The sequence below is a fragment of the Sinomicrobium weinanense genome (genome assembly GCF_018863395.1).
In the GTDB taxonomy this organism is placed as follows: Bacteria; Bacteroidota; Bacteroidia; order Flavobacteriales; family Flavobacteriaceae; genus Sinomicrobium; species Sinomicrobium weinanense.
In genome coordinates this window covers 180862-207804 of record NZ_JAHKRR010000005.1, presented here as the reverse complement: position 1 = coordinate 207804, position 26943 = coordinate 180862, and the positions used below count along the sequence as shown (strand labels likewise).

General features: G+C 45.4%; 22 protein-coding genes. 13 read left to right on the top strand and 9 right to left on the bottom strand.

Annotated elements, in window-relative coordinates; translation table 11 throughout:
* The first annotated feature begins 134 nt into the window (after positions 1-134).
* The 6 genes from KN811_RS15860 (at position 135) to tsaB (ending at position 7055) form a co-directional block, all read left to right on the top strand.
* Positions 135-839 carry an ABC transporter ATP-binding protein gene (locus KN811_RS15860; protein WP_187965790.1) on the top strand — a complete coding sequence of 235 codons (705 nt, stop codon included), beginning with the start codon at positions 135-137 and terminating at the stop codon, positions 837-839.
* Entirely contained in the window at positions 829-2064 is a 1236-nt protein-coding gene (locus tag KN811_RS15855; protein ID WP_187965789.1) for an ABC transporter permease, read from the top strand. Before KN811_RS15860 ends, KN811_RS15855 begins: the two co-directional genes overlap by 11 nt.
* 37 nt (positions 2065-2101) lie before the next feature.
* Positions 2102-3367: an ABC transporter permease gene (locus KN811_RS15850; protein ID WP_187965788.1), complete on the top strand. Its 1266-nt coding sequence runs from the start codon at positions 2102-2104 to the stop codon at positions 3365-3367.
* A 122-nt stretch (positions 3368-3489) separates the two neighbouring features.
* Positions 3490-4617: an efflux RND transporter periplasmic adaptor subunit gene (locus tag KN811_RS15845; protein ID WP_187965787.1), complete on the top strand. Its 1128-nt coding sequence runs from the start codon at positions 3490-3492 to the stop codon at positions 4615-4617.
* A gap of 260 nt (positions 4618-4877) precedes the next feature.
* On the top strand, positions 4878-6299 hold the full coding sequence (locus KN811_RS15840) for a TolC family protein (RefSeq protein ID WP_216334889.1): 1422 nt from the start codon (positions 4878-4880) through the stop codon (positions 6297-6299).
* An 81-nt stretch (positions 6300-6380) separates the two neighbouring features.
* Positions 6381-7055 carry a tRNA (adenosine(37)-N6)-threonylcarbamoyltransferase complex dimerization subunit type 1 TsaB gene (gene tsaB / locus KN811_RS15835; RefSeq protein ID WP_187966930.1) on the top strand — a complete coding sequence of 225 codons (675 nt, stop codon included), beginning with the start codon at positions 6381-6383 and terminating at the stop codon, positions 7053-7055.
* A gap of 5 nt (positions 7056-7060) precedes the next feature.
* Here tsaB and KN811_RS15830 read toward each other — a convergent pair whose 3' ends face one another.
* The 3 genes from KN811_RS15830 to KN811_RS15820 all read right to left on the bottom strand — a co-directional run bounded on the left by KN811_RS15830 (position 7061) and on the right by KN811_RS15820 (position 10422).
* Positions 7061-7885, bottom strand: coding sequence for a mechanosensitive ion channel family protein (locus KN811_RS15830; RefSeq protein WP_187966929.1), 825 nt, complete (start codon positions 7883-7885; stop codon positions 7061-7063).
* Between the two features lie 88 nt (positions 7886-7973).
* Positions 7974-10016, bottom strand: coding sequence for a thioredoxin domain-containing protein (locus tag KN811_RS15825; RefSeq protein WP_187966928.1), 2043 nt, complete (start codon positions 10014-10016; stop codon positions 7974-7976).
* Positions 10017-10221: 205 nt separating this feature from the next.
* Positions 10222-10422 (bottom strand): dodecin family protein, encoded by a 201-nt coding sequence (locus KN811_RS15820; RefSeq protein ID WP_187966927.1) that lies wholly within the window; start codon positions 10420-10422, stop codon positions 10222-10224.
* Positions 10423-10605: 183 nt separating this feature from the next.
* Between KN811_RS15820 and KN811_RS15815 the strand changes: the two genes are divergently transcribed.
* Positions 10606-12876 (top strand): inorganic phosphate transporter, encoded by a 2271-nt coding sequence (locus tag KN811_RS15815; RefSeq protein WP_187966926.1) that lies wholly within the window; start codon positions 10606-10608, stop codon positions 12874-12876.
* Between the two features lie 223 nt (positions 12877-13099).
* Here the strand turns inward: KN811_RS15815 and KN811_RS15810 are convergent, their stop codons facing one another.
* Positions 13100-14005 carry a NifU family protein gene (locus KN811_RS15810; protein WP_187966925.1) on the bottom strand — a complete coding sequence of 302 codons (906 nt, stop codon included), beginning with the start codon at positions 14003-14005 and terminating at the stop codon, positions 13100-13102.
* Positions 14006-14174: 169 nt separating this feature from the next.
* Here KN811_RS15810 and KN811_RS15805 point away from each other — a divergent pair, with 169 nt between their 5' ends.
* The gene (locus KN811_RS15805) at positions 14175-14702 is read left to right on the top strand and encodes a gamma carbonic anhydrase family protein (RefSeq protein WP_187966924.1); all 528 of its coding nucleotides are present in this window, start codon (positions 14175-14177) and stop codon (positions 14700-14702) included.
* 109 nt (positions 14703-14811) lie between these two features.
* On the top strand, positions 14812-15693 hold the full coding sequence (gene fabD, locus KN811_RS15800; RefSeq protein WP_187966923.1) for an ACP S-malonyltransferase: 882 nt from the start codon (positions 14812-14814) through the stop codon (positions 15691-15693).
* A gap of 47 nt (positions 15694-15740) precedes the next feature.
* On the opposite strand, the gene KN811_RS15795 is transcribed toward fabD, so the two are convergent.
* The 4 genes from KN811_RS15795 to KN811_RS15780 form a co-directional block, all read right to left on the bottom strand.
* Positions 15741-17561, bottom strand: coding sequence for a vWA domain-containing protein (locus tag KN811_RS15795; RefSeq protein ID WP_187966933.1), 1821 nt, complete (start codon positions 17559-17561; stop codon positions 15741-15743).
* A gap of 82 nt (positions 17562-17643) precedes the next feature.
* Complete coding sequence (chrA, locus tag KN811_RS15790) at positions 17644-18780, bottom strand: chromate efflux transporter (RefSeq protein ID WP_187966922.1); 1137 nt, start codon at positions 18778-18780, stop codon at positions 17644-17646.
* Complete coding sequence (locus KN811_RS15785) at positions 18777-19238, bottom strand: DoxX family protein (RefSeq protein WP_187966921.1); 462 nt, start codon at positions 19236-19238, stop codon at positions 18777-18779. The genes chrA and KN811_RS15785 overlap by 4 nt, the downstream gene beginning before the upstream one ends.
* A gap of 11 nt (positions 19239-19249) precedes the next feature.
* Positions 19250-19858, bottom strand: coding sequence for a class I SAM-dependent methyltransferase (locus KN811_RS15780; RefSeq protein ID WP_187966920.1), 609 nt, complete (start codon positions 19856-19858; stop codon positions 19250-19252).
* Positions 19859-20056: 198 nt separating this feature from the next.
* Here KN811_RS15780 and tssD point away from each other — a divergent pair, with 198 nt between their 5' ends.
* Positions 20057-20443, top strand: a complete 387-nt coding sequence (gene tssD, locus KN811_RS15775) for a type VI secretion system tube protein TssD (RefSeq protein ID WP_187966919.1) — start codon at positions 20057-20059, stop codon at positions 20441-20443.
* 170 nt (positions 20444-20613) lie between these two features.
* Here the strand turns inward: tssD and KN811_RS15770 are convergent, their stop codons facing one another.
* A complete protein-coding gene (locus tag KN811_RS15770) occupies positions 20614-21297 on the bottom strand; it encodes a cell division ATP-binding protein FtsE (RefSeq protein WP_187966918.1) in 684 nt (227 codons plus the stop codon).
* A gap of 1037 nt (positions 21298-22334) precedes the next feature.
* Here KN811_RS15770 and KN811_RS15765 point away from each other — a divergent pair.
* The 3 genes from KN811_RS15765 to KN811_RS15755 all read left to right on the top strand — a co-directional run bounded on the left by KN811_RS15765 (position 22335) and on the right by KN811_RS15755 (position 26927).
* Complete coding sequence (locus KN811_RS15765) at positions 22335-22829, top strand: DinB family protein (protein WP_187966917.1); 495 nt, start codon at positions 22335-22337, stop codon at positions 22827-22829.
* 204 nt (positions 22830-23033) lie between these two features.
* Positions 23034-23645, top strand: a complete 612-nt coding sequence (locus KN811_RS15760; protein WP_187966916.1) for a dihydrofolate reductase family protein — start codon at positions 23034-23036, stop codon at positions 23643-23645.
* 252 nt (positions 23646-23897) lie between these two features.
* Positions 23898-26927 (top strand): tetratricopeptide repeat protein, encoded by a 3030-nt coding sequence (locus KN811_RS15755; protein WP_187966915.1) that lies wholly within the window; start codon positions 23898-23900, stop codon positions 26925-26927.
* The last annotated feature ends 16 nt before the right edge of the window (positions 26928-26943 follow it).

Here is a 26943-nt window from a genome sequence, read left to right as displayed (position 1 = left end):
TTTTTTACATTTCAGCACGTAACAATTTGCCATCTGGTGAGTCTAAAGGAGTGTAACCTGCATAAAGATTAACGCATTTTTAATAGAGAATGCATATTTTTATAGGTACATTGTCATAAAATAAGCTCACCGGTATGATAGAAATCAAAGACTTACACAAATCCTATCGCATGGGAAGCAATTCCCTTCATGTGCTTAAAGGACTTAATTTATCCATAAAAGAAGGGGAGCTTGTAGCTATCATGGGATCATCGGGTTCCGGGAAATCTACCTTGCTCAATATCCTGGGCATGCTAGACGAAGCCGACTCCGGCGCATATAATCTGGACGGTGTACCCATAAAGAACCTCAATGAAACCAAAGCCGCAAAATACAGAAACAAATTCCTCGGTTTTATCTTCCAGTCCTTTAACCTGATCAATTATAAAAGTGCCGTAGAGAATGTGGCCCTGCCGTTGTATTATCAGAAGGTAAACCGGAAGGAGCGGCAGGAAAAAGCAATGAAATACCTCGAAAAGGTAGGGTTAAAAGAATGGGCGGACCATCTTCCCAGTGAACTTTCGGGCGGACAGAAACAAAGGGTGGCCATTGCCCGGGCCATGGCAGCTGAGCCTAAGGTGTTGCTGGCCGATGAGCTTACCGGGGCACTGGACAGTAAAACTTCATATGAGATCATGGACCTCATTCAGGAAATCAACGACGGAGGAAAGACCATTCTCATTGTGACCCACGAACCCGATATTGCCAATATGTGCAAGCGCATCGTTCATCTCAAGGACGGTGTGATCGTGGAAGACACCTTTGTAGAACAAGTAAGGGCCTTAGAATATGTTCAGTAGGGACCGCTGGCAGGAAATATTCCAGACCATAAGCAAAAACAGGCTCAGGACCTTCCTGTCCGGGTTTACTGTGGCCCTGGGAATCTTTATATTCACCGTGCTTTTCGGTATGGGCAACGGGTTGAAGAACACCTTCAACGAATTTTTTATGGACGATGCCACCAATACCTTTTTTATCTTTCCGGGGCGTACTTCCATGCCTTACAAGGGGTTTAAAAAAGACAGGCAGATCGAGTTCCGGAACGACGACCTGGAAGATATAAAAAAAGACTTCGCCCTCTATCTCGATCATATCACTCCCAGGATCTCCAAAAGTGCCCTGGCCCGATATAAAGGCGAATCCAACACTTATACTACACGGGCTGTGGCTCCTTCTCACCAGATCATGGAGAAAACCATCATAATGAAAGGGCGCTATATCAATGAAAAGGATATAAAGGACCAGGCCAAGAACATTGTCATCGGGCGGCTGGTGGAGATCGACCTGTTCGGCAGGTCTGAGAATGCTTTGGGTAAGTTCCTCGAAGTTGGAGGAGTAATATATAAAGTGGTCGGCGTCTTTCAGGATGATGGAGGGGATAATGAAGAACGGTATATATATATGCCCTACACTACCCGGCAGCTTCTCGATAAAGGAACCGATAAGATAGACCAGATCATCCTTACCTATAAGACCGACATAGGATATGCCGGTGCCATGGCTTTTGATACCAGTCTGTTTAAATATCTGAAAGAAAAACACAAAGTGGCCCCTCAGGACCAGAATGGTATATATCTGAGGAATACTGCAGACATTGTAAAGCGAAATATGATGTTTGCCAATGTTTTGCAGTGGGTGGTGATCTTTGTGGGCATCGGAACCCTGATCGCCGGGGTTATTGGCATAAGCAATATCATGGTGTTTGTGGTCAAGGAACGCACCAAGGAACTCGGAATACGAAAAGCACTCGGAGCAACCCCTGCATCTGTGATCGGACTGGTATTGCAGGAATCCATTTTCATTACCACAATTGCAGGATATATAGGACTAGTATTGGGAGTAGGAATACTGAGCATCATGGGGAACAGTTTTAAAGAAGACTATTTCATCACAAATCCTCAGGTAGGAATGGACGTGGTGATCACGGCGACCCTGATCCTGATACTCTTCGGGGTCATAGCCGGTTATGTCCCGGCCAGAAGAGCCGCAAGGGTAAAGCCCATTGTGGCACTGAGGGACGAATGAATCAATAGAATACTTAACACAGATAAGACACAAAAGCATGCGGTTTATTTTTGAAAGGGATACCTGGCAGGAAATTTTCGGCTCCATCCGGAAAAACAAGGTGCGTACGGTAATTACTGTGATCGGGGTGCTTTGGGGGATTTTTGTCTATATCGCATTGTCCGGGGCCACCAAAGGACTGGACAACGGTTTTGAACGGGAGTTCCAGGGCATTGCCAACAACAGCATGTTTGTCTGGACACAACAAACCAGCATGCCCTATGAAGGGTTTAAAATAGGAAGGCCTGTTCAACTTAAACTCGATGATGTCGAGGAACTTCGCGATAAATTACCCGATATCCAGTTTATCGCTCCCCGGAATGTAAAGGGAATTTTTGGAGGGACTCCCCCACAGGTATCCCGTGGAATGAAGACCGGGTCCTATACTGCATTTGCAGATTATCCGGAAATAGACAAGATATTCAAAAAGAAGATATATGAAGGAGGCCGTTTCCTGAACGAATCCGACATAAATAAAGAGAGAAGGGTCTGTGTGATAGGAGAGCGTGTACGTAACGACCTGTTCGATAGGAATGAGGATCCCATAGGAAGCTATATAAAAGTGGATAATGTGAGTTTCCAGGTGATAGGGATATATAAGAAATCCGAAAATATAGATTTTGAAGGAGACAACTCCCTGATGATGCCTTATACCACCTACCGAAAGATGTTCAATACAGGAGACAATGTAGGCCTGCTTGCCATAGCCGCTTATGACGAAGCCGATATTGTGGCCCTTGAAAAAGATGTAAAACGCATGCTGAAACGAAAGCATAAAGTGCATCCCGACGATGAAAGGGCATTCGGGTCCTTTAACCTGGGAGAAGCCTTTGCCAAGATGTTCGGTTTTGCCAAAGGGCTGAACTTTTTATCGCTTTTCGTAGGGCTTGCGACCATCATTGCAGGGGTGATCGCTATCGGGAACATATTACTTATTTCGGTTAAGGAACGTACCCGCGAACTGGGAGTAAGGAGGGCTTTGGGAGCTACCCCCGGCGAAGTAAGGGGGCAGATATTGCTCGAGTCCGTATTCCTTACCATAGTGGCGGGTATACTGGGAATCATCCTGGGGGCCTTTGTCCTGGCCATAATCAATGTCATGACCCAGGGAAGCAGCGGTTTTCCATACACCAATCCCACAGTGCCCATCCCTTATATTTTTGTGGCCCTGTTCGTTATGGTGGCTTTGGGAACCCTCATAGGCCTGATCCCGGCCCAGAGAGCAGTGAGCATAAAACCGATCGACGCCCTGCGCGAGGAATAGGCCCTGCCTGTTCCCGTAGAGACGTACGGCCGTACGCCTCAAAACAAGAATGATCAGCCCGGGAAGATCAGACAAACCAGGCATTTCAAAAAAAATAATTAAATAACCAATAGCAAGCATAGATGAAAATTTTAAAGTACATAGGAATCGCTGTCCTTATCATAGCAGCGTTATTTGCGGCCGCATACTTTATAAAATCCAACAGTAAGTCGCCCATCACTTACGAAAGCGAGTCGCCGTTCATAACCAGTATAGAGGAAAAATCCGTGGCCACCGGAAAGGTGATACCGGAAGACGAAGTGGCTATCAAGCCCCAGATATCCGGAATTATTGGTGAGATCCTGGTAGAGGAAGGAGACAAATTACAGGCCGGTGACCTCATTGCCAAGATCAAGGTGGTGCCCAACGAACAGACCCTGAACACTGCCAGGGGAAGGGTAAGCAATGCAAATATTGCTCTGAATAATGCTAAGATAGAGTATGACAGGAACAAGGTGCTTTTTGAAAAAGGGGTGATCTCTTCCCAGGAATTCAACAATATAGAGCTTACATACAATCAGGCCAAACAGGAACTCGCCAATGCCCAGAGCGATCTCCAGATCATTCGAAAGGGGTCTGCCGGCGGATCTACCAGTGCCAATACGGATGTAAAAGCCACCATTGCCGGGACCGTTCTGGAGATCCCCGTGAAAATAGGGGACCAGGTTATAGAAAGTAACAACTTTAACGACGGTACTACCATAGCAAGTATAGCAGACCTGTCTAAAATGATATTCGAAGGTATGGTAGATGAAGCAGAAGTAGGGAAGCTCGAAGTGGGATCGCCATTAAAGATCAGTTTCGGAGCCATACCGGACAAAGAATTTGAAGGAAAACTGAAATTCGTGGCCCCCAAATGGAATGAAGAAGAGGAGACCTCCTCAGGGGTAGTACAGTTTAAGATCGAAGCCGATGTATTTATAGAAGACAACCATTTCATCAGGGCCGGATACAGTGCCAATGCTTCCCTGACCCTGGAAAAGAAAGACAGTGTCCTGGCCATTAAGGAAGCCCTGCTGCAATTTGACCGCGAAACCGAACAGCCTTATGTGGAGGTAGAAGTGGGCGATCAGGAATTCGAAAGAAAGGATGTGGAAACCGGGATCTCGGATGGGATTAATATAGAGATCATTTCCGGCCTGTCAGAAAGTGACAAGGTAAAAGTGTGGAACAAGACCGAGCCCGAAAAGAAAGAAACAGCAAGTAACTAAGGAAGATACGGAATGGGACCCCGGGCAGGATCGTTTTTCCCTGTTAATAAATGACGGTATCCGCTTACAGGGTTACGAAAAATAATGTAAATTCGTGCCGCAGCCATACGGAGCAGCGTATTTCCGGGTTTTACAGGAAATGCCGGGAAAAGCAGGAACGGATTTCCGGCAGGGATTTGAACTCCCGGTAAAAAACCGGGACCCGATATACAGTACTGTATGGCAGTTGCCTCGACAAACCAAAAAAACAATTAACCCTTATGAAAACAAAAATAATACTGCTAACTTTCCTTTTAACTGCCGGCCTTGTACATTCCCAGGCCAAAAAATGGACACTTAAGGCCTGTATAGATTATGCCATAAAGCACAATATAAATGTAAAGCAGACCGAACTGGATTCAGAGGATGCCGAGATCGACAAATCAAGCGCGGTAGGTAATTTTCTTCCGACGGCAAGAATAGGGGTGTCCCACTCCTGGAATATCGGGTTGAACCAGAATATCACCACCGGGATACTGGAAAACCAGACCACTCAGTTTACATCCGCGCAGGGAGTGATAAATGTGGATATTTTTAAAGGGCTGCAGAACGTCAATACCCTACGAAGGGCCAACCTGAATATCCTTGCCAATCGCTATAAACTGGCAGATATGAAAGACGATATTTCCCTTTCTGTGGCCAATGGTTATTTACAGGTGCTCTTTAGCAGGGAAAACCTGGAAGTAGCAAAGGCCCAGTATGCCGTTACCGAACAGGATCTTAAAAAGACCAGGGAACTGGTGGAGTCGGGGGTAGTGCCCAAGGGCGATCTCCTGGAGATCGAAGCTACCGCGGCCACACAGGAACAACAGATCGTGAATGCCGAAAATGAACTGAGGCTGTCCAGGATTGCCCTGGCACAGTTGCTGCTGATCGATGATTATGAGAATTTCGATGTGGCCGATGAAGATTTTGTACTGCCCGAAGCAGATGTGCTGGATCATTCCGCCAAAAGTATTTACCAAAAGGCATTGACCTTTCGGAATGATATTAAATATTCGGAAGCCAATGTAGAACTGGCCCGGAAAGACCTGGATATTGCAAAGGGAGCCCTGTTGCCCACATTGTCGGCATTTTACGGTTATGACACCAGGATCTCCTACCAGGACAGATCGGTGGGTACGGGAGAATTTGATATAGTACCGATCGGTGTGGTTCCCTCAACCCAGGAAGAAGTGGTTACCGCCCGCGAACGTATGGGGGTTAGAGGCCCGCTGCCTTTCTTTGATCAATGGACAATGAACGATGGTCATTCCTACGGGCTTCAACTCAATATCCCCATTCTCAACGGTTTTTCGGCCAGGAACACTATGAAAAAGAGCCAGGTAAACCTGGAAAGGAGCAAAAACCAGCTCGAACAGGATAAGCTGGACCTGGACAATGCCGTACACCAGGCCTGGAACGACACCCGTGCCTCCTATAAAAGCTATGAAGCAGCCGGAAAAGCTCTGGAAGCCAGAAGGGAAGCCTATAACTACGCCCGGGAACGCTTTAACGTAGGGCTGATGAACAGCTTCGATTTTGCCCAGGCCCAGGCCAGGGTAGACAACGCCGAGGCAGAGCTTGTAAGGACCAAGTACGACTATATCTTTAAACTGAAAGTGCTGGAATTCTACTTCGGTATTCCCCTGGATGAATTATAAGATTTCGGATTTACGATTTTAGATTTTAGATTTGCACCCGATCTGGAATCGTAACACTAAAATCTAAAATCGTAAATCGCATTGGCTGTTATTCTCAATATTGAAACCTCTACGACCAACTGTTCGGTCTGCCTGGCCAAAGATGGTATGTCCCTGGCCGCGAAAGAACACAATGATGTTAATTACTCCCATTCGGAAAACCTTCATGTCTTTATTCGCGATGTCCTGACGGAGGCATCCCTTGACGTGCCGGATATAGATGCGGTGGCCGTAAGCATGGGCCCCGGTTCGTATACAGGATTGCGCATAGGTGTTTCTACGGCCAAAGGCCTTTGTTATGCCCAGGACAAGCCATTGATCGCGGTGCCTACCCTTCAGGTATTGGCGTCGAAGTATAAGATAGAAGAGGGAGTTCTTTTACCCCTGCTGGATGCCAGGCGTATGGAGGTGTATTCCGCTGTTTATAGCAAGGATTATGAACCGCTGCGGGAAACCAGGGCTGAAATCGTATCTGAAGGCTCCTTCCGGGAATGGCTGGATCGGGGAAAAGTGTATTTTACAGGAAATGGTGCAGAAAAGTGTAAGGAAGTAATATCCCATTCCAATGCTGTATTTCCGGAAAAAACAGAAGCACCGTCTGCAATAACGATGGCTGTGCTGGCAGAAAAAAAGTTCAAAACAGGCGGTTTTGAAGATGTCGCCTATTTTGAACCTTATTACCTCAAGGATTTCGTAACTACCAAGAAGAAAAAATAACGTTTTTAAGCGTTGGCTTCCTGATTGTGATTATACACATGAATATCCCGTTGCGGGAACGGAATGCCGATACCTTCGTTGTCAAATGCCTTTTTGATGTTTTCCTGCATATAGAAATGTACATTCCAGAAATCTTCGGTCTTACACCATGGGCGTACCGCAAAATTTACCGAACTGTCCGCAAGTTCCGAAATAAGAATGTCCACAGGTTTATTATGGTCTATATAAGGGCACTCGTCCGCTACTCTTTTTATAACTTCCCTTGCTTTGTCTATATTGTCCGGGTACCCGATACCGAAGGTCATGGGTACTTTACGCACGGGGTTGGCCGTGAGGTTCTCTAACGGTCCACTGGTTATAGACCCGTTGGGTATGATAATGATCCTGTTGTCCAGCGTAGTAAGGATGGTGGTAAATATTTGGATTTCCTTGACAGTTCCGGAATATCCGTTGGTAACGATAAAATCCCCAACCTTAAAAGGTTTGAAGAAGAGAATGAGGATTCCCGCCGCCATGTGGCTCAGGTTGCCCTGAAGTGCCATGCCCACAGCAAATGCGAGTGCACCGAAAATGGCAACAAAAGAAGTGACTTCAAGGCCAAATAGTGCTGCCGCACTTAGCAGAACCAATACCTTGATAAGAATAAGGACCATAGAGGTCAGGAACGGAGTCAGGGAAGGGTCTGCATTCCTCTTCTCCAGTTGCTTTCTCACGTAACCGGAAAGTACTCTCGCGATCCAGAAACCAATGATAATGGTTACAATGGCGCCCAGTACCTTTGGTGCGTAGTCGACCAGCATTGAAATTCCTTGGTTTAAATAATCTTCCATAGTATTAATGTATTTAAGGGTTGTTGTTACTGTTCATTATTTGGGGAATTTAAATTTCGTTTATGGGGTTGCCGTTGTTTTTCTCCCTTTAGCGGTCATCTTTTAGCTGGGGTAAGGCGTCGCTAACCTTTTCGACGGGGAGTTTGCAGGAAAAATCTACACAAACATAAATAAGTGTTTTGTTATCTACAAATCTGTTTTGCAATAAAGGCAGGGAAGAAGCTCCTGTTGCACCGGTAATGAGCTTATTCGGAAGAAAATAGCGATTAATTTTTTTTGCTTTTTTCAGTGCATCTTTTCCCGAGATGGCCACTTCGTGATATTGATGGGTATAGCGTAGCATCAGGTCGAGCCAGTTGGAGTGGAAGGAAGGGTGTTCCTTCGTTCCCGGTATCATATTGTGTAACATTTGTTCGGCGGTTTCCGCGTATTTCTTATCGTCAAAATGATGAGCCAGTACAAAGAGGTTTTTAGCCATCACGGAATTGGAGGCGGGGATCACATTGTCCGACCTTTCAATACTCCGGGTAACAAGGCTTTTATCTTCGTTGGAAGTAAAGAAAAACATGTGGCTGGTGCAGTCGTAAAAATGTTCAAAGGTGTAATCGGTCAGGTTTCGGGCAGTGATGAGCCAGTGTTCGTCAAGGGTAACTTCGTGCAGGGCCAGGAAAGCATCTGTAACGGCGGCATAATCTTCCAGGTAGGCGTTGATATTGCTTTTTCCGTTTTTGTAATTGCGATTCAGTCCTCCGTCGGGCCGTAGTTGTTTTTCCGTGATAAACCGGGCGTTTTTCAGGGCGGTGTCGAGAAAGGAAGGTTCCCCGAAGGTTTTATATGCGTCTACATATCCTTTTAGCATAAGGGCATTCCACGAAGTAAGTATTTTGTCGTCCAGGCGGGGGCGCGGCCTTTCTTCCCTTTTTTCCAGGAGCAGCGATTTCCACATCACAATTTTTTCGGACAGTGCAGCGGTGGTGATGCCGTGCTTTTCTGCAACTTCCTTCTCATGATCTTTCCGGATCAGGACGTAGTTCTGCCCTTCCCACAGGCCGTAGCTGTTAATGTTGTAATAATCCCTGAAGCATGGAAAATCGTGCTTTAGTAACTGTTGCAATTCGTCCTTTTTCCAAACGTAAAAAGCGCCTTCCTCCTGTATTCCCTTTTCGTTTTGACTGTCGGCATCCAGGGAGGAATAAAAAGCCCCTTCGTCGTGCATCAGTTCCCGTTCTATAAAGGTGAGGGTCTCGTAGACCACGTTCCTGTACAGTGCCTTGCCTGTGACGGCATAGGCATTTGCATACAGGCTTACCAGTTGCCCGTTGTCGTACAGCATCTTTTCGAAATGAGGAACATGCCATTTGGCATCTACGGAATAACGGGAGAACCCTCCGCCCACATGGTCATAAACTCCGCCATAGGCTATTTTGGTCAGGCTGAGGTTTATGTATTCCATGATCTCTGTATCCTCATACTGAAAGGCGTAATGCAGGAGAAAAAGGAAATTGGACGGCATCATAAATTTAGGTGCCTGCCTGGGCCCACCGTAAGACCTGTCTAAATGATCCTTCCACCGGTTTACCGAATGTTGCACCTGTTTAGCGGAGAAAAGAGGCCTGTTTGTGTCCGGGATAACGGTCTCAAGGCTTTGCAGGCCTTTTTCCATGTTGTCGGCATATTCCCGGAGCTTTTCGGGCTGTTTTTCGTAGAGTTTCTGTATGTGTTGCAGGGAAGCGATCCATCTCGCTTTCGGGAAATAAGTTCCGCCCCATACCGGCCTGCCGTCGGGTAGTGCCACGATATTGAGGGGCCATCCGCCCTGTCCGGTCATGAGCTGCACGGCATTCATGTATACCTGGTCTACATCCGGCCTTTCTTCCCGGTCTACCTTGATGCTGATAAAATCCCCGTTCATCACAACAGCGGTTTCGGGATCTTCAAAGCTCTCTTTTTCCATAACATGGCACCAGTGGCAGGCCGCATAGCCGATACTTATCACCAGGAGTTTACCTTCCTTCCGGGCCCTGTCCAGGATTTCCGGTTTCCAGGGTTTCCAGTCCACCGGATTGTATGCGTGCTGCAACAGGTAAGGACTGGTTTCACGGATCAGGTCATTAGCTTGTGGTTGTGACATTTCCTTGGTGTTTTGGCCATTGCACTTTAGCAAAGCAGAAGAGATGAGAAAATGCAAAGGGAAGCCTTCTGCGTGCTGTGTGTTTTTCTTCCAAAGATAGGATAAAAAAGGCGTTCCAAAATTTTTGAAACGCCCATAACAACTCAAACACTTAATTAAAATAAGTTTATGAATTTACAGCGGAAGGGGGAATGCCGGGATATCCTTACTCTACTTCGAAAGTGATCTTTACATTCACCCGGTATTCCGTTACCCGATCGCCGCTTACCATAGCACTTTGGTCTTGTACATAAACGGATTTTATATTTTTAATAGTCTTAGAAGCCTGACTCACGGCCTTTTGTGTGGCATCTTCCCAACTTTCTGAAGAATTTGACATTAATTCTATTACCTTTAAAACTGCCATAACCCATGATTTTATAAATGTTTAACAGTCATAAATATAAGGAATTTGATTACATTATTAAAATAAATTTGCTTAAATTGTAGATTAAGAAACCGTTATAAACGTCTGCATAATATTTTGGTAACATTAAGTTAACCTTATTTTAATTAAGTTAGCAGACTTTTGCGTCTGTAAAGAATACGTATGGAACAGGTGTATATGGTAATGCTAATAGCCCTGGCGCTGTTGGCAATAACAGATTTGGTCGTAGGAGTCAGTAATGATGCGGTTAACTTTTTGAATTCAGCCATAGGTTCAAAGGCGGTTCCGCTCCGGACCATTATGATCGTCGCCAGTGCGGGGATAGCTTTCGGGGCATTGTTTTCCAGTGGAATGATGGAAATAGCGCGTAGTGGGATATTTGTTCCCAGTATGTTTACGTTCAACGAGGTCATGATTATTTTCATGGCAGTGATGATCGCGGATATACTTCTGCTGGATGTCTTTAACTCCATTGGATTGCCGACTTCCACAACAGTCTCCATTGTTTTTGAGCTTTTGGGAGCGGCAGTGTGCCTTGCTATATATAAGATACTGGTGCAGGATGGCGACCTGGCTACCCTGGGAAGCTATATCAATACCACCAAAGCCACGCAGATCGTCGTGAGCATTTTATTGTCGGTGGCCCTGTCCTTTACGCTGGGAGCCATAGTGCAGTATATATCGAGATTGTTTTTTACATTCCACTTTGAAAAAAAGGTAAAGTATATTGGTGCGATCTTCGGCGGACTGGCTATTACAGCTATTACCTTTTTTATACTGATCAAGGGCCTGAAAAGCGTTTCTTTTATTTCTGCCGAAAACTACAACTGGATCAAAGAACATCAGTGGACGATTATCGGAATAAGTTTTGTACTGTGGACAGGGCTCGCACAGTTACTTATGAGTGTCTTTAAGGTCAATATCCTCAGACTTATTATTATCATAGGAACTTTTGCCCTGGCGATGGCCTTTGCCGGGAACGACCTGGTAAACTTTATCGGAGTGCCGATCGCAGCATTCCAGTCTTACGAATTATTTTCGGGCTCCGGTATGTCTGCCGATTCGTATACCATGGGAGGACTGGCCAGCAATGAGATCGTGGCGCCTTTTTATTTTCTGTTGTTTGCCGGGATCGTCATGGTGATCACCCTCTGGACATCCAAAAAGGCACGTGATGTGGTGGCCACCGGGGTAGACCTGTCCAGGCAGGGAGACGGTGCAGAAAAATTTTCTCCCAATGCCCTGTCGAGGTTTATTGTAAGGACTTCGGTATATGCCGGGATCGGGATTAATTACTTCCTTCCCAAATCCGTACAACTCAAAATAGACAAACAATTTGAACAACCCGAGGTAAAACGGAAGAAAAAAGATGCTCCCGCCTTTGATATGGTAAGGGCTTCGGTAAACCTTATGGTGGCCAGTATCCTGATATCGATAGGTACATCCCTTAAACTTCCGCTTTCCACTACCTATGTGACCTTTATGGTGGCTATGGGTAGCTCTTTTGCAGACCGTGCCTGGGACAGGGAAAGTGCAGTATACCGGGTGGCCGGTGTATTTAATGTAATCGGGGGCTGGTTTCTCACGGCCATCGTTGCTTTTATCTCTGCTGCCGTTATTGCCTATCTTCTCAGTATAGGGGGAACAGTTGCTTTTGTCGGACTGTTGATCGTTGCAGCCGTGCTTCTGTACCGCAGTGCCAGGATACATGCAAGGAAAGCCAAAGAAGAAGAAGAGAAACGAAAGCTCCGTACCGAAGACATCATTACCATACATGAGATCGTCAATGACAGTTCGCACCATATCTCCAAAGTGATCGGAAAGACCAATAAGCTGTATAGCGAGGTGGTGGATAACCTGGGCTTACAGGAGCTCAAAAAGCTGAAGAAAAACAAAAAGACCCTCAGGAAATTGGAAGATGAGGTAGATGAACTGAAGGGCGAACTGTTCTATTTCATCAAATCGCTCGACGAGTCTTCCATTGAAGCGAGTAAGTTCTATATCCTTATGCTCGATAACCTGCAGGATATGGTACAGTCCATAGGGTATATCGTAAAAAACAGTTATTCACACGTCAACAATAATCACAAAAACCTGAAGTTTAACCAGATCAGGGACCTGAAAAGCATAGACAATGACCTGCAGGTATTGTTCGACAAGATAAAATATACCTTCGACAAGGAGTCGTTTGGAGACATCGATACGATACTGGAAGAAAAACAGGAGTTGTTTGACCGGGTTTCCAACCTTATCCAGAAGCAGATAGACCGTATCCGTACTACGGAAACCAGCCCTAAGAACACCAAGCTGTACTTCGGCCTGCTACTGGAAACCAAAGACCTGATCACAGCCAGCATGAACCTGCTGGAACTCTTCCGGGATTTCTATCAGGATTATAAGGAAGTCAAGGAAAAAGCGTTCCCGGTTTTATAGGAGAAGTTATAAGAGATTGAATGAGATTGATCTTAATTCGTGCTCAATCTTATTCAATCTTTCCGACAAAGTCGGATCAAGCTCCCAGCAATCTTTTTTAATAACCCTCCGGTTGATCGAAAAAAATAAATCCCAAATTTCAGGGGCCAAAAGGAGTAATCCGTTATTGGTTTGAAATTTGGGATTTTCGTATTGCTATACTAACGTACGAAAGTCAGAAAAATTATCCGTTTATGGCTACAACTTCGTTTACCTTGTCGTGAAGCATCTCTTTAAGCATGGTCTCTATACCATTTTTGAGCGTAAAGGTCGAAGAAGGGCATCCGCTGCATGCGCCCTGTAATATCAGTTTTACGGTTTTATCGTTCTCGTCATAAGATTCAAACAAGATGTTACCACCATCACTGGCCACTGCGGGTTTTATGTATTCCTCGATGATATCTATGATCTGTTTGGAGGTCTCCCCGAGGTTTTCGGAATGTTGCGGGCTGGCTATCGTGTTTTTATTGGTCTTTTGTTCTTTGATGCCTTCAGCAACGATCGTTTTGCCTTCTTCGAGGTACACCCAGATATATTCCCGGAGCTCCATGGTGATGTCGTTCCAGTCTGCAATATCGTATTTGGTGATAGAGATGTAATTCTCGTCGAGGAATACCTCCTTGACAAACGGAAAATGGAACAGGGCCTGGGCGATAGGCGCATCCTTGGCCTCATCGATATTCTTGAATTCAAAAATGGAGTCTACCAGCTTTTTGTTGGCCACGAATTTCATTACCGCCGGGTTGGGAGTGCTTTCTGCATAGATGGTATAGGGCAGTTTCTGCTCTTTTTCTTCCACTTTGACCACAGGTTGTCCGCTGTTCAGGTAATGTTCTATCTGGTCGGCTATTTCGGCCTGCACCTCTTCCCATTCTACAATATTATATCGCTCTACCGCTACAAAGTTTCCGGAAATAAACACGGTCTTTACAAAAGGCAGGTAGAACAGCTGTTGTGCCAGGGGAGAATTCCGGGCCTCATCGATGTTCTTGTATTCATAGCTCTGTTGTTCGAGAAGGAACCTGCTGGCCTCGAACTTTATAATAGCCGGATTGTTGGTAGGCTGTATTTTTATAGTGGTCTTTTCCATGATTGCCAATTTTTTATGCAAAGGTACGGATAAGATTTTAGATGTGAGAAGGTGAGAAGGTGAGAGGTGAGATTTGCATGCCAGGGATGATCGGTCCTAAACAGGCAAACTTGGAACCGGCAACTGGCAACAAATCTTCGTAACTTTGAGGCTTTGAAACGAAAAAATTATGATCCTGAAAAAAGTCAACGGAAAAGAGCCCCGGATGGGAGAAGATTGCTTCATTGCAGAAAACGCTGTGATCGTGGGAGATGTACAAATGGGCGACCAATGCAGTGTATGGTTCAATGCAGTGATACGGGGTGATGTACATTACATTAAGATAGGAAACAAAGTAAATGTACAGGACGGGGCCGTGATCCACGCTACCTATCAAAAATCTCCCACAAACATCGGTAATAATGTTTCAATAGGGCATAATGCCATAGTACACGGATGTACCATACACGACAATGTACTTATAGGCATGGGCAGCATAGTCATGGACGACTGTGTGGTGGAAAGCAATAGCATTATAGCTGCAGGAGCGGTAGTAACGCAGAACACCAGGGTGGAGGCCGGCAGTATCTATGCCGGTGTGCCTGCGAAGAAGGTGAAAGACATTAGCCAGGAACTCATTTCCGGCGAAATAGACCGCATAGCCAATAACTATGTGAAATATTCCGGATGGTTCGGGGAGGGAGATGGTATTCGGTGATCGGTATTCGGTGATCAGTGTTTCAATTACCGATCACCGAATACCAACCACCGGTTGGACGTGCCAATAAACAATTTACTATTTTTGTCCAAAACAAATACGAAATTTTATGAAGGCATACATATTCCCCGGTCAGGGAGCGCAATTCCCAGGGATGGGAGCTGACCTGTATGAGAAATCAGAGGAAGCAAAGGAACTTTTTGAAAAAGCCAATGAGATACTGGGCTTTTCCATTACCGATGTTATGTTCAACGGTTCGGCCGAAGACCTGAAACAGACTAAGGTTACACAGCCTGCTGTATTTCTGCATTCGGTGATCCTGAGTAAAACCCTGGGAGATTCCTTTAAGCCCGATATGGTTGCGGGGCATTCCCTCGGTGAATTTTCTGCATTGGTGGCTAACGGCACCCTGAATTTCGAGGACGGATTAAAACTGGTTTCCAAACGGGCCCTGGCCATGCAAAAGGCCTGTGAGTTACAGCCCAGCACAATGGCTGCCGTACTCGGACTGGAAGATGCCGTGGTTGAAAAGGTGTGTAAAGAGACCGAAGGTATTGTAGTGGCCGCTAATTATAATTGTCCGGGACAATTGGTGATCTCCGGAGAAGTGGAAGCTGTAAACAAGGCCTGTGAAGCCTTGAAAGAGGCCGGTGCCAGGAGAGCATTGGTATTGCCTGTCGGAGGAGCATTTCATTCCCCTTTAATGGAGCCTGCCCGGGAAGAACTGGCTGCTGCCATAGCAGAGACAACATTTCACAAACCCGGATGTCCCATTTATCAGAACGTGACCACTACGGCGGTTACCGATCCGGAGGAAATTAAAAAGAACCTCATGGCACAGCTTACTGCTCCTGTAAAATGGACACAGAGCATACAGCAGATGATAACTGACGGGGCGAGCCTGTTTACCGAAGCAGGTCCCGGAAAAGTGCTCCAGGGACTGGTGAAAAAGATAGACAGGAGTGCAGAGGTAGCTTCTGCTGCAATTTAAAATATAAAAAGGTGTCTGAAAGTCTTTCAGACACCTTTATCCTTTACCTACCGCGTATAACTTTTCATCAGCCGGATAAATTCAGCGCGGGATCCGTCCGGGTCTTTTCCCCTGTTTTTCTCGGCCAGCGCGATAATATCTTCTTTTTTGGTGCCGTTCAGATATTCGGAATCCCTGAGATACATACCCCACATAGCCACGGAGGCTGCAAAATTGAAATCCGGAGAACCTGATACAGATCTGTCCTTGACCACATGAACGATCTCCTTGCTGGTGTCGCTGTCGGGTTTTTTATAACGGAACCTTACCGTGAACAATTCGTCTTTAAAATTTCCCGAAGGTTTTACTTTGCTGTACTTCAGGGAGTCTATTTCTTTTAAGAACTTACTCTTTACACCTGTCGGGATAATTTCATACAGGGCTGTTACAGTATGGCCACTTCCGAGTTCGCCGGCATCCTTGGTGTCGTCTTTAAAATCCTCGTCATCGAGCATGCGGTTTTCATACCCGATCAAACGATAGGCCTGTACTTTTGCAGGATTGAACTCCACCTGGATCTTTACATCCTTGGCGATGGTATAGAGTGTTCCTCCGAATTCGGTGCCCAGTACCCGTTGTGCTTCCTGCATATTGTCTATGTAGGCATGGTTGCCGTTGCCTTTGTCGGCCAGGGTCTCCAGTTTGGAATCCTTGTAATTTCCCATACCGAAACCGAGGCAGGTGAGGAAGACCCCGCTTTTTCGTTTTTCGGTGATTAGCTCTTCCATTTCCTTGTCCGAAGAGGGGCCTACGTTAAAATCTCCGTCAGTAGCGAGGATCACCCGGTTATTGCCTTTTTTCATGAAGTATTCTTCGGCCGTGTCATAGGCGAGTTGCAATCCGTCCCTTCCCGCGGTCGATCCTCCGGCTTCCAGTTGGTCAATGGCTTCCAGTATTCGGTTTTTGTCTTTTCCCGATGTTGGTTTCAGGACCAGGTGAGTGCCCGAAGCATATGTTACTATGGAAACCTTGTCCCCGGAGCGTAACTGGTTTACCAGCAATTTAAAAGCGGATTTAAGCAGGGGAAGTTTGTTAGGACTATGCATTGATCCGGAAACATCGATCAGGAAAACCAGGTTGGAAGGCGGAACATCGTCTAACGGTACCTTCTTTCCCTGTAAACCTATTTTAACGAGTTGATGCTGCCTGTTCCACGGGCTGGAGCTCAATTCCGTTTCAATGGCAAAAGGTGAATTGTCTTCCGGCTGTTTGTAATTGTATGAGAAATAATTGATGAGCTCCTCGACTTTTATCGCGTCCTTCGGTATTTTCTGTCCGTTGTTTATCATTCTCCGCATATTGCTGTAAGAAGCCTTGTCCACATCGATGGAAAACGTGGACAGCGGTTTGTAACCGGTCTGTAAAAAACCGCTTTCGTCTATCTCTGCATAAGATTCTGTATTTTGAGGGTACCGGGGTCTGGGTACGATATGCATTGCTGCTGCTCTCACCATTTTCATTCTGGGAGGGGCAGGGGGGATGGCTTCCTCATATTCGTCGGCTTCTTCACTGATAATAACAACCTCTTCAAGGGAAGCGGAGTCTTCCTTAAGCACCACATTAATTACAGAAGAATTTTTAATCCTGACCTCTTTGGTCTTAAAACCGAGGTAAGAAAATACCAGGATATCACCGGTGTTGGCTTCAATACTGTATTTTCCGTCAAAATCGGTCTGTGTTCCCCGGGAAGTTCCCTTAATAGTAATGTTCACTCCCGTAAGCGGAGTATTGTCTTTCGCACTGGTAACCGTGCCCACGATAACGCTTTCCTGGGCCGGGACCAATGCCGTCGCTACCAGAAAAAACAAGAAAGTAACAAGTGATTTCATCATTAGAAGAGTTTGATTTTCCAAACCTATTCAATTTTTGTGCCATAAAAATCACAGCGGAAAGAGCAGGAGGCGTTCCGGATTAAACGAAGTGTAGAATATATCCCAATACCGCCCCGCCGATAACGATCCAGACGGCACTTACTTTTTTTAATTTAAAAGTGATCACTATACTGAGAATGGCTATCATCCAGGACTTCCAGTCCATAAGGATCTCCTGGCCGAGCCGGACTGTTACGGCGATCATAATGCCTACGGCTCCTATGTTCACCGCATCGAGAAAGCCGCGGGCCAAACGGGACTGCCTTAATTTAGGAATGATGGGATTAAGGAGGAGCACAAAGAAGAACGAAGGCAGGAATATTCCTGCCGTGGCTGCGAGTGCTCCCCGAAGACCGTTAACCTGATAACCGATAAAAGTTGCGGTAGACAAAACCGGCCCTGGCGTAAACTGCCCTATGGCAATGGCATCCAGGAGTTCCTGTTTGGTAAGCCACTCCAGTTTTTCCACCAGTTCACCGTCGAGATAAGCCACCAATACATAACCGCTGCCAAAGAGCACTGCGCCGATCTTGAGGAATACGAAAAAGAGTTTGGTGTTGGAGATCGTTTTGGCAGTTATCATACCTGCATTAATAAGCAGGGCAGGAAGAAATGAAAATAACCTGTTGCCTTTTTCTCTTTGTAGCAATCCGAACCACAATAACCCGGCAAGTCCGGCCCCGAGTATGGCAGTGATCTCATTGACACCGAGAAAGGATAAGATGATGACCAGCATTCCGATAACTCCCAGTTGTCGGTTTTTAAGCGCCTTTTTTCCTAATTTATAAACAGCACCGAGAATAATGGCGATAACTGCGGGTTTAATACCGTAGAGAAAAGGTTCTACTGTCGGGACTTTTCCGTATTCTACATAAAACCAGGCCAGGATCCCTGTAAAAACCACAGCAGGAAAGATAAAACAGCTTCCGGCAACAAAAAGGCCTTTCCAGCCTGCACGTTCATAGCCACAGTGCATGGTCATTTCGGTAGAATTGGGCCCGGGAATGAGATTGGTGGCCCCGACCAGGTCCAGGAAATGCTGCCGGGACATCCATTTCCGTTTGGTGACCACTTCGTTCTCCATCATGGCAATATGGGCAGCCGGACCACCAAAAGCGATCAGTCCGAGTTTAAAGAATACTTTTGCGACCTCCCTGAGATTTCCATTTTTATTCATGTCATCAGAACTTTATCCGCAGACCATTTTCCGCCGCCTTTTATCAGAAGGAACAGACTCCCCAGCCACATGGCAAGATCCGTCCGCATTTCGTGGGCCATGCTCCAGAAACCGTATGATTTGAGTTCCCGGAGGGCAAAAGGACCGAAACTCTCCCCCAGGGCTATGGGGATCTTGGTAATGACAATGGCAACCGTCATGTTGATAAGCATAGCCAGTGCAGCTCCTCTCGTTATTAACCCTATGAGTAGGAGAATGCCACATAGAATTTCGAAAGTACCGACAAACGAAACAAAAAGACCGGGGTTAGGGAATCCCATTTTTTCAAACCGGCCTACACCCCGCATTGCCGGGTATATAAATTTTTGAATGCCTTCGGACAGAAAAATTGCCCCGACCATAATACGGATAAGGATAGTAGTTTTGGAGTGGTCGGTAGCTATGATCTTGCGAAGCATCTCTTTTGGTTTCAGTTTTTTCTAAAACTGCAAAACAGGAAGTTCTGTGTAGTGCCGAAAGGAGTGGTGTGATCCTCAGTGATGCATTTTATTTTCTCAAAACCCCGGGCGGTAAGAAGATGTTCCATTTCTCCTTCGGAATATTGTTTAATGTCCAGTCCGCTGCATTTTTTCGGGCCATTCTCAGAGAATGTTCCCAGGATCAGTGCGCCTTTTATTGCCTGCCGGGCGGTACGTGTATATTTCTCTATTTGTTCGGATTGGGTGAGGAAATGAAAGGTGGCCCTATCATGCCATAGGTCATAGTTTTCGTCCGGTTCGAATTCCGTGATGTCGCTGACGATCCATTTTACTTTCCCGGCTTTCTTTCCAAGTCTTTTCTTTGCCTTGTCCAGGGCCTTTTCCGAAATGTCCAGCACGGAAATATCGGTGTATCCTTTGTCGAGCAGAAAATCGGCCAGTTTGCTGTCTCCGCCTCCGATATCTATAATCTTTGCATTTTTGTCCGGGGCCAGTGAGGTAATAAAGTCGAGGGAGGTACTGGGAATTTCCTGCGTCCAGCTTACTTCATCGGGTTCCTTGGTGGTATATACTTTTTCCCAGTGTGTTTTTTTGTCCATGGCAGAGGAGTTTTATACTAAAACTTAAAAGTACAATTTTTGGAGCAAAAATAACCGGGGGTATGTAAAGAAAAAGAAGTTTTTTGCCTTCGGGCTATTGCAAAATATTTCTGACTTTAATACCTTGCACAGATATGTAATTTATGTTTGATTCGGTGTTTTATAAATTCAGCCTTATCTATTTAAATCTTAAGTATTATGTCATTTAAAGCAACTTTAAGTGTTGGCGACAAGAAAGTGAACATTCTTAGCGCCAATTACGACCTGGCCCAGGAAGTGGATGCCACAGGTCGTCCTTCATCGGTGACACGCGGAGGCCGTATCAGCCTCACCGTAGAATCTACCGGAGATTCCTTCTTCTTTGAGTGGATGACCAACAATTTTGAGCGCAAGAACGGGGTGATTACCTACATTAAGCGCAACACGGATGCCAAACTCAAAGAGGTGAACTTCACCGAAGGCTATCTTGTGAAATACAGGGAGAACTTCGACTCCGTAGGGAACAATCCCCTCACCGAGACCTTCACCATTTCGTGTCGGGAACTGGCCTGCGGTGGTGGGGCTCACGTTAACGAATGGGTTTAACCTGTTCGACCCCCCGAAAGAAATTTATGAAAAGGAGTACATTTTATATGTGCTCTTTTTTTTGTTTTTAGAGTTCTGGAGTCTTGGAGTTTTTTAGTGTAAGGTGTATAATGTAATATTGAGAAATTTTATCTCACTCTCTCACTTTCTCACCCTCTCACCCTCTATGCTCAGACACTTTTCTGTACGACCTCAAATACTTTACTACCGTCGCATTTCAGGGTTTTTGAAGGGAATTTGAGCAGTAGGGCATAGTCGTGAGTGGCCATGAGAATGGTCCTTCCGGTGTTGTTGATCTCCTTGAGTACCTTCATCACCTCTACACTGGTCTGTGGGTCCAGGTTTCCGGTGGGTTCGTCGGCAAGGATCAGTTCGGGGTCGTTGAGTAGGGCCCGGGCTATGGCCACACGTTGCTGTTCTCCGCCCGACAGTTGGTGCGGGAACTTGAAACCCTTGGTCTTCATGCCCACGCGGCCGAGAACTTCCTCTATTTTGGCCGCCATTTCTTCCTTGTCTTTCCATCCTGTGGCTTTAAGAACAAACAACAGGTTGTCGTTTACCGTTCGGTCAGGAAGCAGATTAAAGTCCTGGAAAACAATACCGAGTTTTCGGCGCAGGAAAGGGATGTCCCTTTCTTTCAGCGACCGGAGGTCGAAGTCCGTAACCGCCCCGGAGCCCTGGGTGAGCGGGAGGTCGCCGTAGAGGGTTTTCATAAAGCTGCTCTTGCCACTTCCGGTCTTTCCGATGAGGTAGACAAACTCGCCCTTGTTTATGGCAAGGTTTATTTCACTAAGTACCAGGTTTTCCCGTTGATAAATAGCAACATCTCTTAACTCTACTATGGTATTGGACATACTTCGGGTTTTATTGATGGTAAAAATAATAAAAGTTGGGAGTTATGAGGTAAGGTTCAAAGTGCAAAGTTTTTAAGTTGATAAGTTTGGGGGCTTTGGATGGAGGACAGATGACGGATGACCGAAGCATATGCCTGTCTGCCGTCATTGGTCTGTATTACTGTATAAATAACTAAGGTATGAAAATATCCATGCCTAAAACTAATCGGAATTTTTAGATGCTTTACATGCAAAAAATGCCGGTTATATTCTTTGGTCTGAACGAGATCTGGAAAAGAATAAAAAATTGATTGTGGCATAATTCTTTTCAAACATATTCTTCCTTATATAATGGACGATTTCCCTTTGTCACAAAGTCTGTGCTGAGCCCCTGGACACTTCGATTGCACTTTGGTAGGCTAGGTGTACCACGTTCAGTGCGGGCAAGTTCCTCTCGCAATGACGCATAAACTCATCATAAGCAAACCGTAATGGGATTTAAAAGTTTTGTGTAATTTTAGCGGAGTCATTATTAAATCGATCAAGATGGTTAAGTTTATTAAACTAAATCTAATTATTGGAGTGGTTTTGTTTCTTACTTCCTGTGTAACTTCCATGTCGACAATGCAGGTAAATAAGACCTAGCCTACACTAACCAAATCAAAATTCATTTCTCAATCACAGGCCAAAGAGGCTGTAAAAATAAACAGGTGTAAGTATTTGGTTCAGGGGAGGGGTTATGTTGTTTCTACGGGGCTTTCCGCTAAAGGTGATTTAAAAAACGGTGCAAAAGGAATAGATGAATGGGTGGAAATAGACGGAGGCAACGCTTATGTACTTGTCAGTTACAAATGGGTTGCTGTAGATCGCTATGGTACGGCACAACTTCATATAAAGTTTGATACTTTGTTATGTGAATAATTATGATTAAAAAAAGAACATTACATTTAAGGTAGTAACAGCGCATAGTGCCGAAGCTTGTAAACCGTCACTTGTCATATTTCCAAAAAATTGGCGCTCACCAAAGGAAAATAAATAGAACATTTAGATTTCAAACTATGAAATATACTCCAAAAGATGGTTTCTCCTACTATTTTGAATTGGCAAAAGGAGATACGTTGCAATCAATTTTTTCGGTATTGCCCACATTAGAATTCCTGCAATCAATTGATGAAGAAAAAGCAAAATTTCGATATAAACCTAACAAATGGAGTATAAAACAGATAGTCGGGCACATTACTGACCATGAAAGGATAAAAATGTTTAGAGCTTTTCAATTGAGCAGGAATGAAAAAATACAACTTTGGGGATATGACCAGGAATTTTTGGTGAACAACAGTCGGTTTAATGAACTGAGTATGCAATTGTTGTTAGCGGATTTTTTAAATGTAAGAAAAGCATCAGTTAGTTTTATTGATACTTTGTCGAAAGATCAGTTACAACGAAAAGGATGGGCACGTCAATATAAAATTACCCTCGAAGAATTTCTCAGGTCGATTATTGGTCATGAGAGACATCATATAAATATAATCAGAGAAAAATATTGTTTATAACAATCTGAATCAATATGAGTTTGATATAGCCACAACTGGTGTTCGTTTTGAACAAAGCGGAAACGAGAGCTCATTGTAAAAGCGTTTACTTCGATAAACTCGGTACAAGTGTAGCGCACTAAAAAGGCATTACAAATGTCAGGGTAGAGCTGCGAGCGCGCGCCGGACAACAATGAAACAGACATAATTTAAAAAGCAATAAACATGGAAAAAACAAAAGTAACATCCGGGTTAGCGGTATCTCTTGATGGATATGCTGCCGGGCATAATCAGAGTTTTGAGAAACCGTTTGGAGATAATTTCGATTCAGACTTGCTGGATCGCTGGATGTTTTCCGAGCCGGAAAAGCATAAGCATAAAAAAGAGATAGATGCCATTCTCGATGCAGGCGCATTTATCATGGGACATAATATGTTTGGGCCCAAAGACAGGAGAGACAAATCGGAATGGAAAGGGTGGTGGGGCGATAACCCCCCGTATCACGCCCCGGTTTTTGTGCTCTCCCACAATGAACGTACGCCGATAGAAATGGAGGGCGGGACAATATTTCATTTTGTTACGGACGGCATCGAATCGGCACTTAAAAAGGCGAAGGAAGCGGCAGGAGATCGAAATGTAAAGATCATGGGAGGAGCAAATACGGTCAATCAGTATCTCGCTGCCGGTCTCATTGACGAATTATGGCTGCATGTAGTCCCCGTTACTGTTGGTGCAGGTTCGCGACTTTTCGAAGGGGTGCCGGACCTCAGGCTCGAACCGGTTGAGGTGAGCGGAACAGGTGTGGTGACACACATTAGATACCAGGTTTTGAAATAGAATTTGTCGTTACAATAGGATATGTCACAGGCTTTAGTATAATCCTTTTAGGTTAGTTTTAGCGGAGCTATATGCTTAGATAAGAGTATGTGGTTGCATGAGCAGGACGCTCATGCTAACCCAACTCCAGGACTCCTCAGCTCCAAAACTCCCAAACTTCAACAGTTAATCTCATTGTGGATAATTATAAACCGAAACCTGCGTTATAGGTAGTATATTCGGTTATCTTTGGTCGAAGAAAATATATTATCTATGCAATACAGAAAGGTTATACCGCTTTTTGCGAGTTGCTGTTTTATGCTCACGGCAACGGCGCAAATGTCTGAAGTCTATACCTATAATAATAAGGATTACGAAAAGGCGCTGGAACTATACAACAATAAGCAGTACCGGGCAGCACAGCTTGCCTTTGAAAAAGTGAAAAGACAGACCCGGGACGAAGAGATAGAGGGCAACAGTGCCTATTATATTGCCGGAAGTGCCATCCGTCTGGAACAATCGGGAGCGGAGACGCTGATGGAGAATTTTGTGAGCCGTTATCCTACATCCACCAAGCGGAACACGGCTTATATGGATGCGGGAGATTATTACTTTCAGAAGGGTAAATATCCGCAGGCCCTCAAGTGGTATGACAAAGCTGAAGATCAGGGATTGAGTGCAAAAGAACAGGAGGCCTTCAACTTTAAAAAAGGATATGCGCTCTTTACGGTAAAACGCTATAACGATTCCAAAAACTACCTGAACAAGGTATCCGGTTCTGAAGAATACGGGGCCAAAGCCAAGTATTACCTGGGGTATATGGCCTACGAAGGCGATGACTATAACGAGGCCAACCAGTATTTCGACCAGGTAGCCGGAGAGGCAGAGCTCAACAAGAACCTGTCTTACTACCAGGCCGATATGAACTTCAAGGCCGGAAAATTCGAGGAAGCCATCCGCCTGGCCAAGCAACAGTTGCCCAAATCGGGACCGGAAGAGGTGTCCGAGCTCAACAAGATTATAGGAGAAAGCTATTTTAATCTCAAGGAATACGAAGCAGCGGTGCCTTATCTCAAGGGATACAAAGGGAAGCAGGGACGATGGAACAACACAGATTTCTACCAGTTGGGATACGCCTACTACAAACAGGGTGATTATGAAAATGCCATAGGACAGTTCAATAAGATCGTAGGCGGAAATGACTCCGTGGCACAGAACGCCTACTACCACCTGGCGGAATGTTACCTGAACACCGGTAAAAAACAACAGGCACTGAATGCCTTCCGGAATGCATCCCAAATGGAGTTTGACGAACGGATACAGGAAGACGCCCTGCTCAATTATGCCCGTTTGAGCTACGAGATAGGTAATCCCTACCAAAGCGTACCGGAAGTACTGCTTTCTTTCCTGGAAAAATATCCCGGGTCGGGTTATAAACAGGAAATAGAAAACCTGCTTGTCGACTCATATGTGACCTCTAAAAACTACGATGCCGCACTAAAGGTATTGGAGGAGAACAAGACCTATAATAACAAAGAAGCCTACCAGAAAGTCGCTTTTTATTACGGTATGGAGCTGTTCAGGGACGGAAAATACGAAGAAGCCATGACGTATTTCGAGAAGTCGGTAAAAGAACCGCAGGATCGTGCCGTCCTGGCCAGGGCTACCTACTGGAGAGGAGAAGCGGCCTACGAGTTGAATAAATATAACGAAGCCCTTGTGGATTTCAAGGATTTTAAGAGTATTTCGGCAGCCACTACCACTCCGGAATACGACCGGGTAGACTATCAGTTGGGATATACCTATTTTAAACAGAAAAATTACGAACAGGCCATCACCTATTTCGACAGGTACGTGAAGAACGACAAAAGCCAGGGTGACAGGGAAAGGCTCAACGATGCCTGGCTCCGTCTGGGAGATAGTTATTTTGTGAGTGGAAAATACTGGCCTGCGATGGAAGCCTATAACGAAGTCATAGCCATGAAAGAGGGGCAGGTGGATTATGCTCACTTCCAGAAAGCCATCAGTTACGGTTTTGTAGACAGGACAGATTCCAAGATAGATGAGCTTAACAGTTTTATAAACAATTATCCCGATTCCGGCTTGAGGCCCGATGCCATGTATACACTCGGTAATGCTTACGTTTCACAAAACAAAGTGTCCTCCGGCGTGGAGATCTATAACCGGTTGGTCAAAGAATATCCCATGAGCCCGTTTGTGCCGAAAACGTTGCTCCGGGAAGGACTGGTGTATTACAATGCCGAAGAGAACGATAAGGCACTGGACAAGTTCAGGAATGTAGTGGATTATTATCCCAACACACCGGAAGCCGTTCAGGCCGTATCTACCGCAAAGCTGATCTATGTAGATATGGGCCGGGTCGATGAATATGCCAATTGGGTAAGAGGGCTCGATTTTGTAGAGGTTACCGATGCCGACCTGGACAATGCCACTTACGAATCGGCCGAGAAACAATTTGCACAGAACAATGCCGATGCCGCCATTAAAGGGTTTGAGGCTTACCTCGACAAATTTCCCAGGGGATTGCACGCTCTTGAAGCACATTTTTATACGGCGCAATCCTATTTCGTAAAGGGAAAAAAGGACAGGGCATTGCCGCACTATGAAAAAGTAACCGAATCCGGGAGGAACGAGTTTACCGAACAGAGCCTCGCCCGCCTGGGGCAGATCTTCCTGGACAAAAAAGATTATAAAAAGGCCGTACCTGTGCTGAAACGGCTGGAAGAGGAAGCCGGAGCCTCACAGAACACCACCTTTGCGAAGTCTAACCTGATGAAGGCCAACTACGAGCTGAAAAATTATCCCGAGGCCATTCGCTACGCCAGGTCCGTTCTGGAGAATAAAGATGCGGATGACAGGATAAAAAGTGATGCTCATATTATGATAGCCCGAGCCGCCATAGAGGCCGGTGATGAAGCCACCGCAAAAGAGGCCTATGCCGAAGTGAAAAAAATAGCTACGGGTGCTCTCGCCGCCGAGGCCCTTTATTACGATGCCTACTTTAAGAACAAAGAGGGTAACTACGAAGCCTCTAACGAAAGCGTACAAAAACTTGCCGGAGAGTATTCCGGGTATAAGGAATTCGGTGCCAAAGGCCTGTTGCTGATGGCCAAAAACTTCTATGCCCTGGACGATGCCTTCCAGGCTACCTATATCCTTGAAAATGTCATCAAGAACTTTAAGGACTATCCGGAAGTAGTGGAAGAAGCGCGGAACGAACTGACCCGTGTCAAGGCTGAGGAGGCCAAGCGTAACTCTTCCGTTAACCCTAATAATAACTAAAATCACACATCAGTAT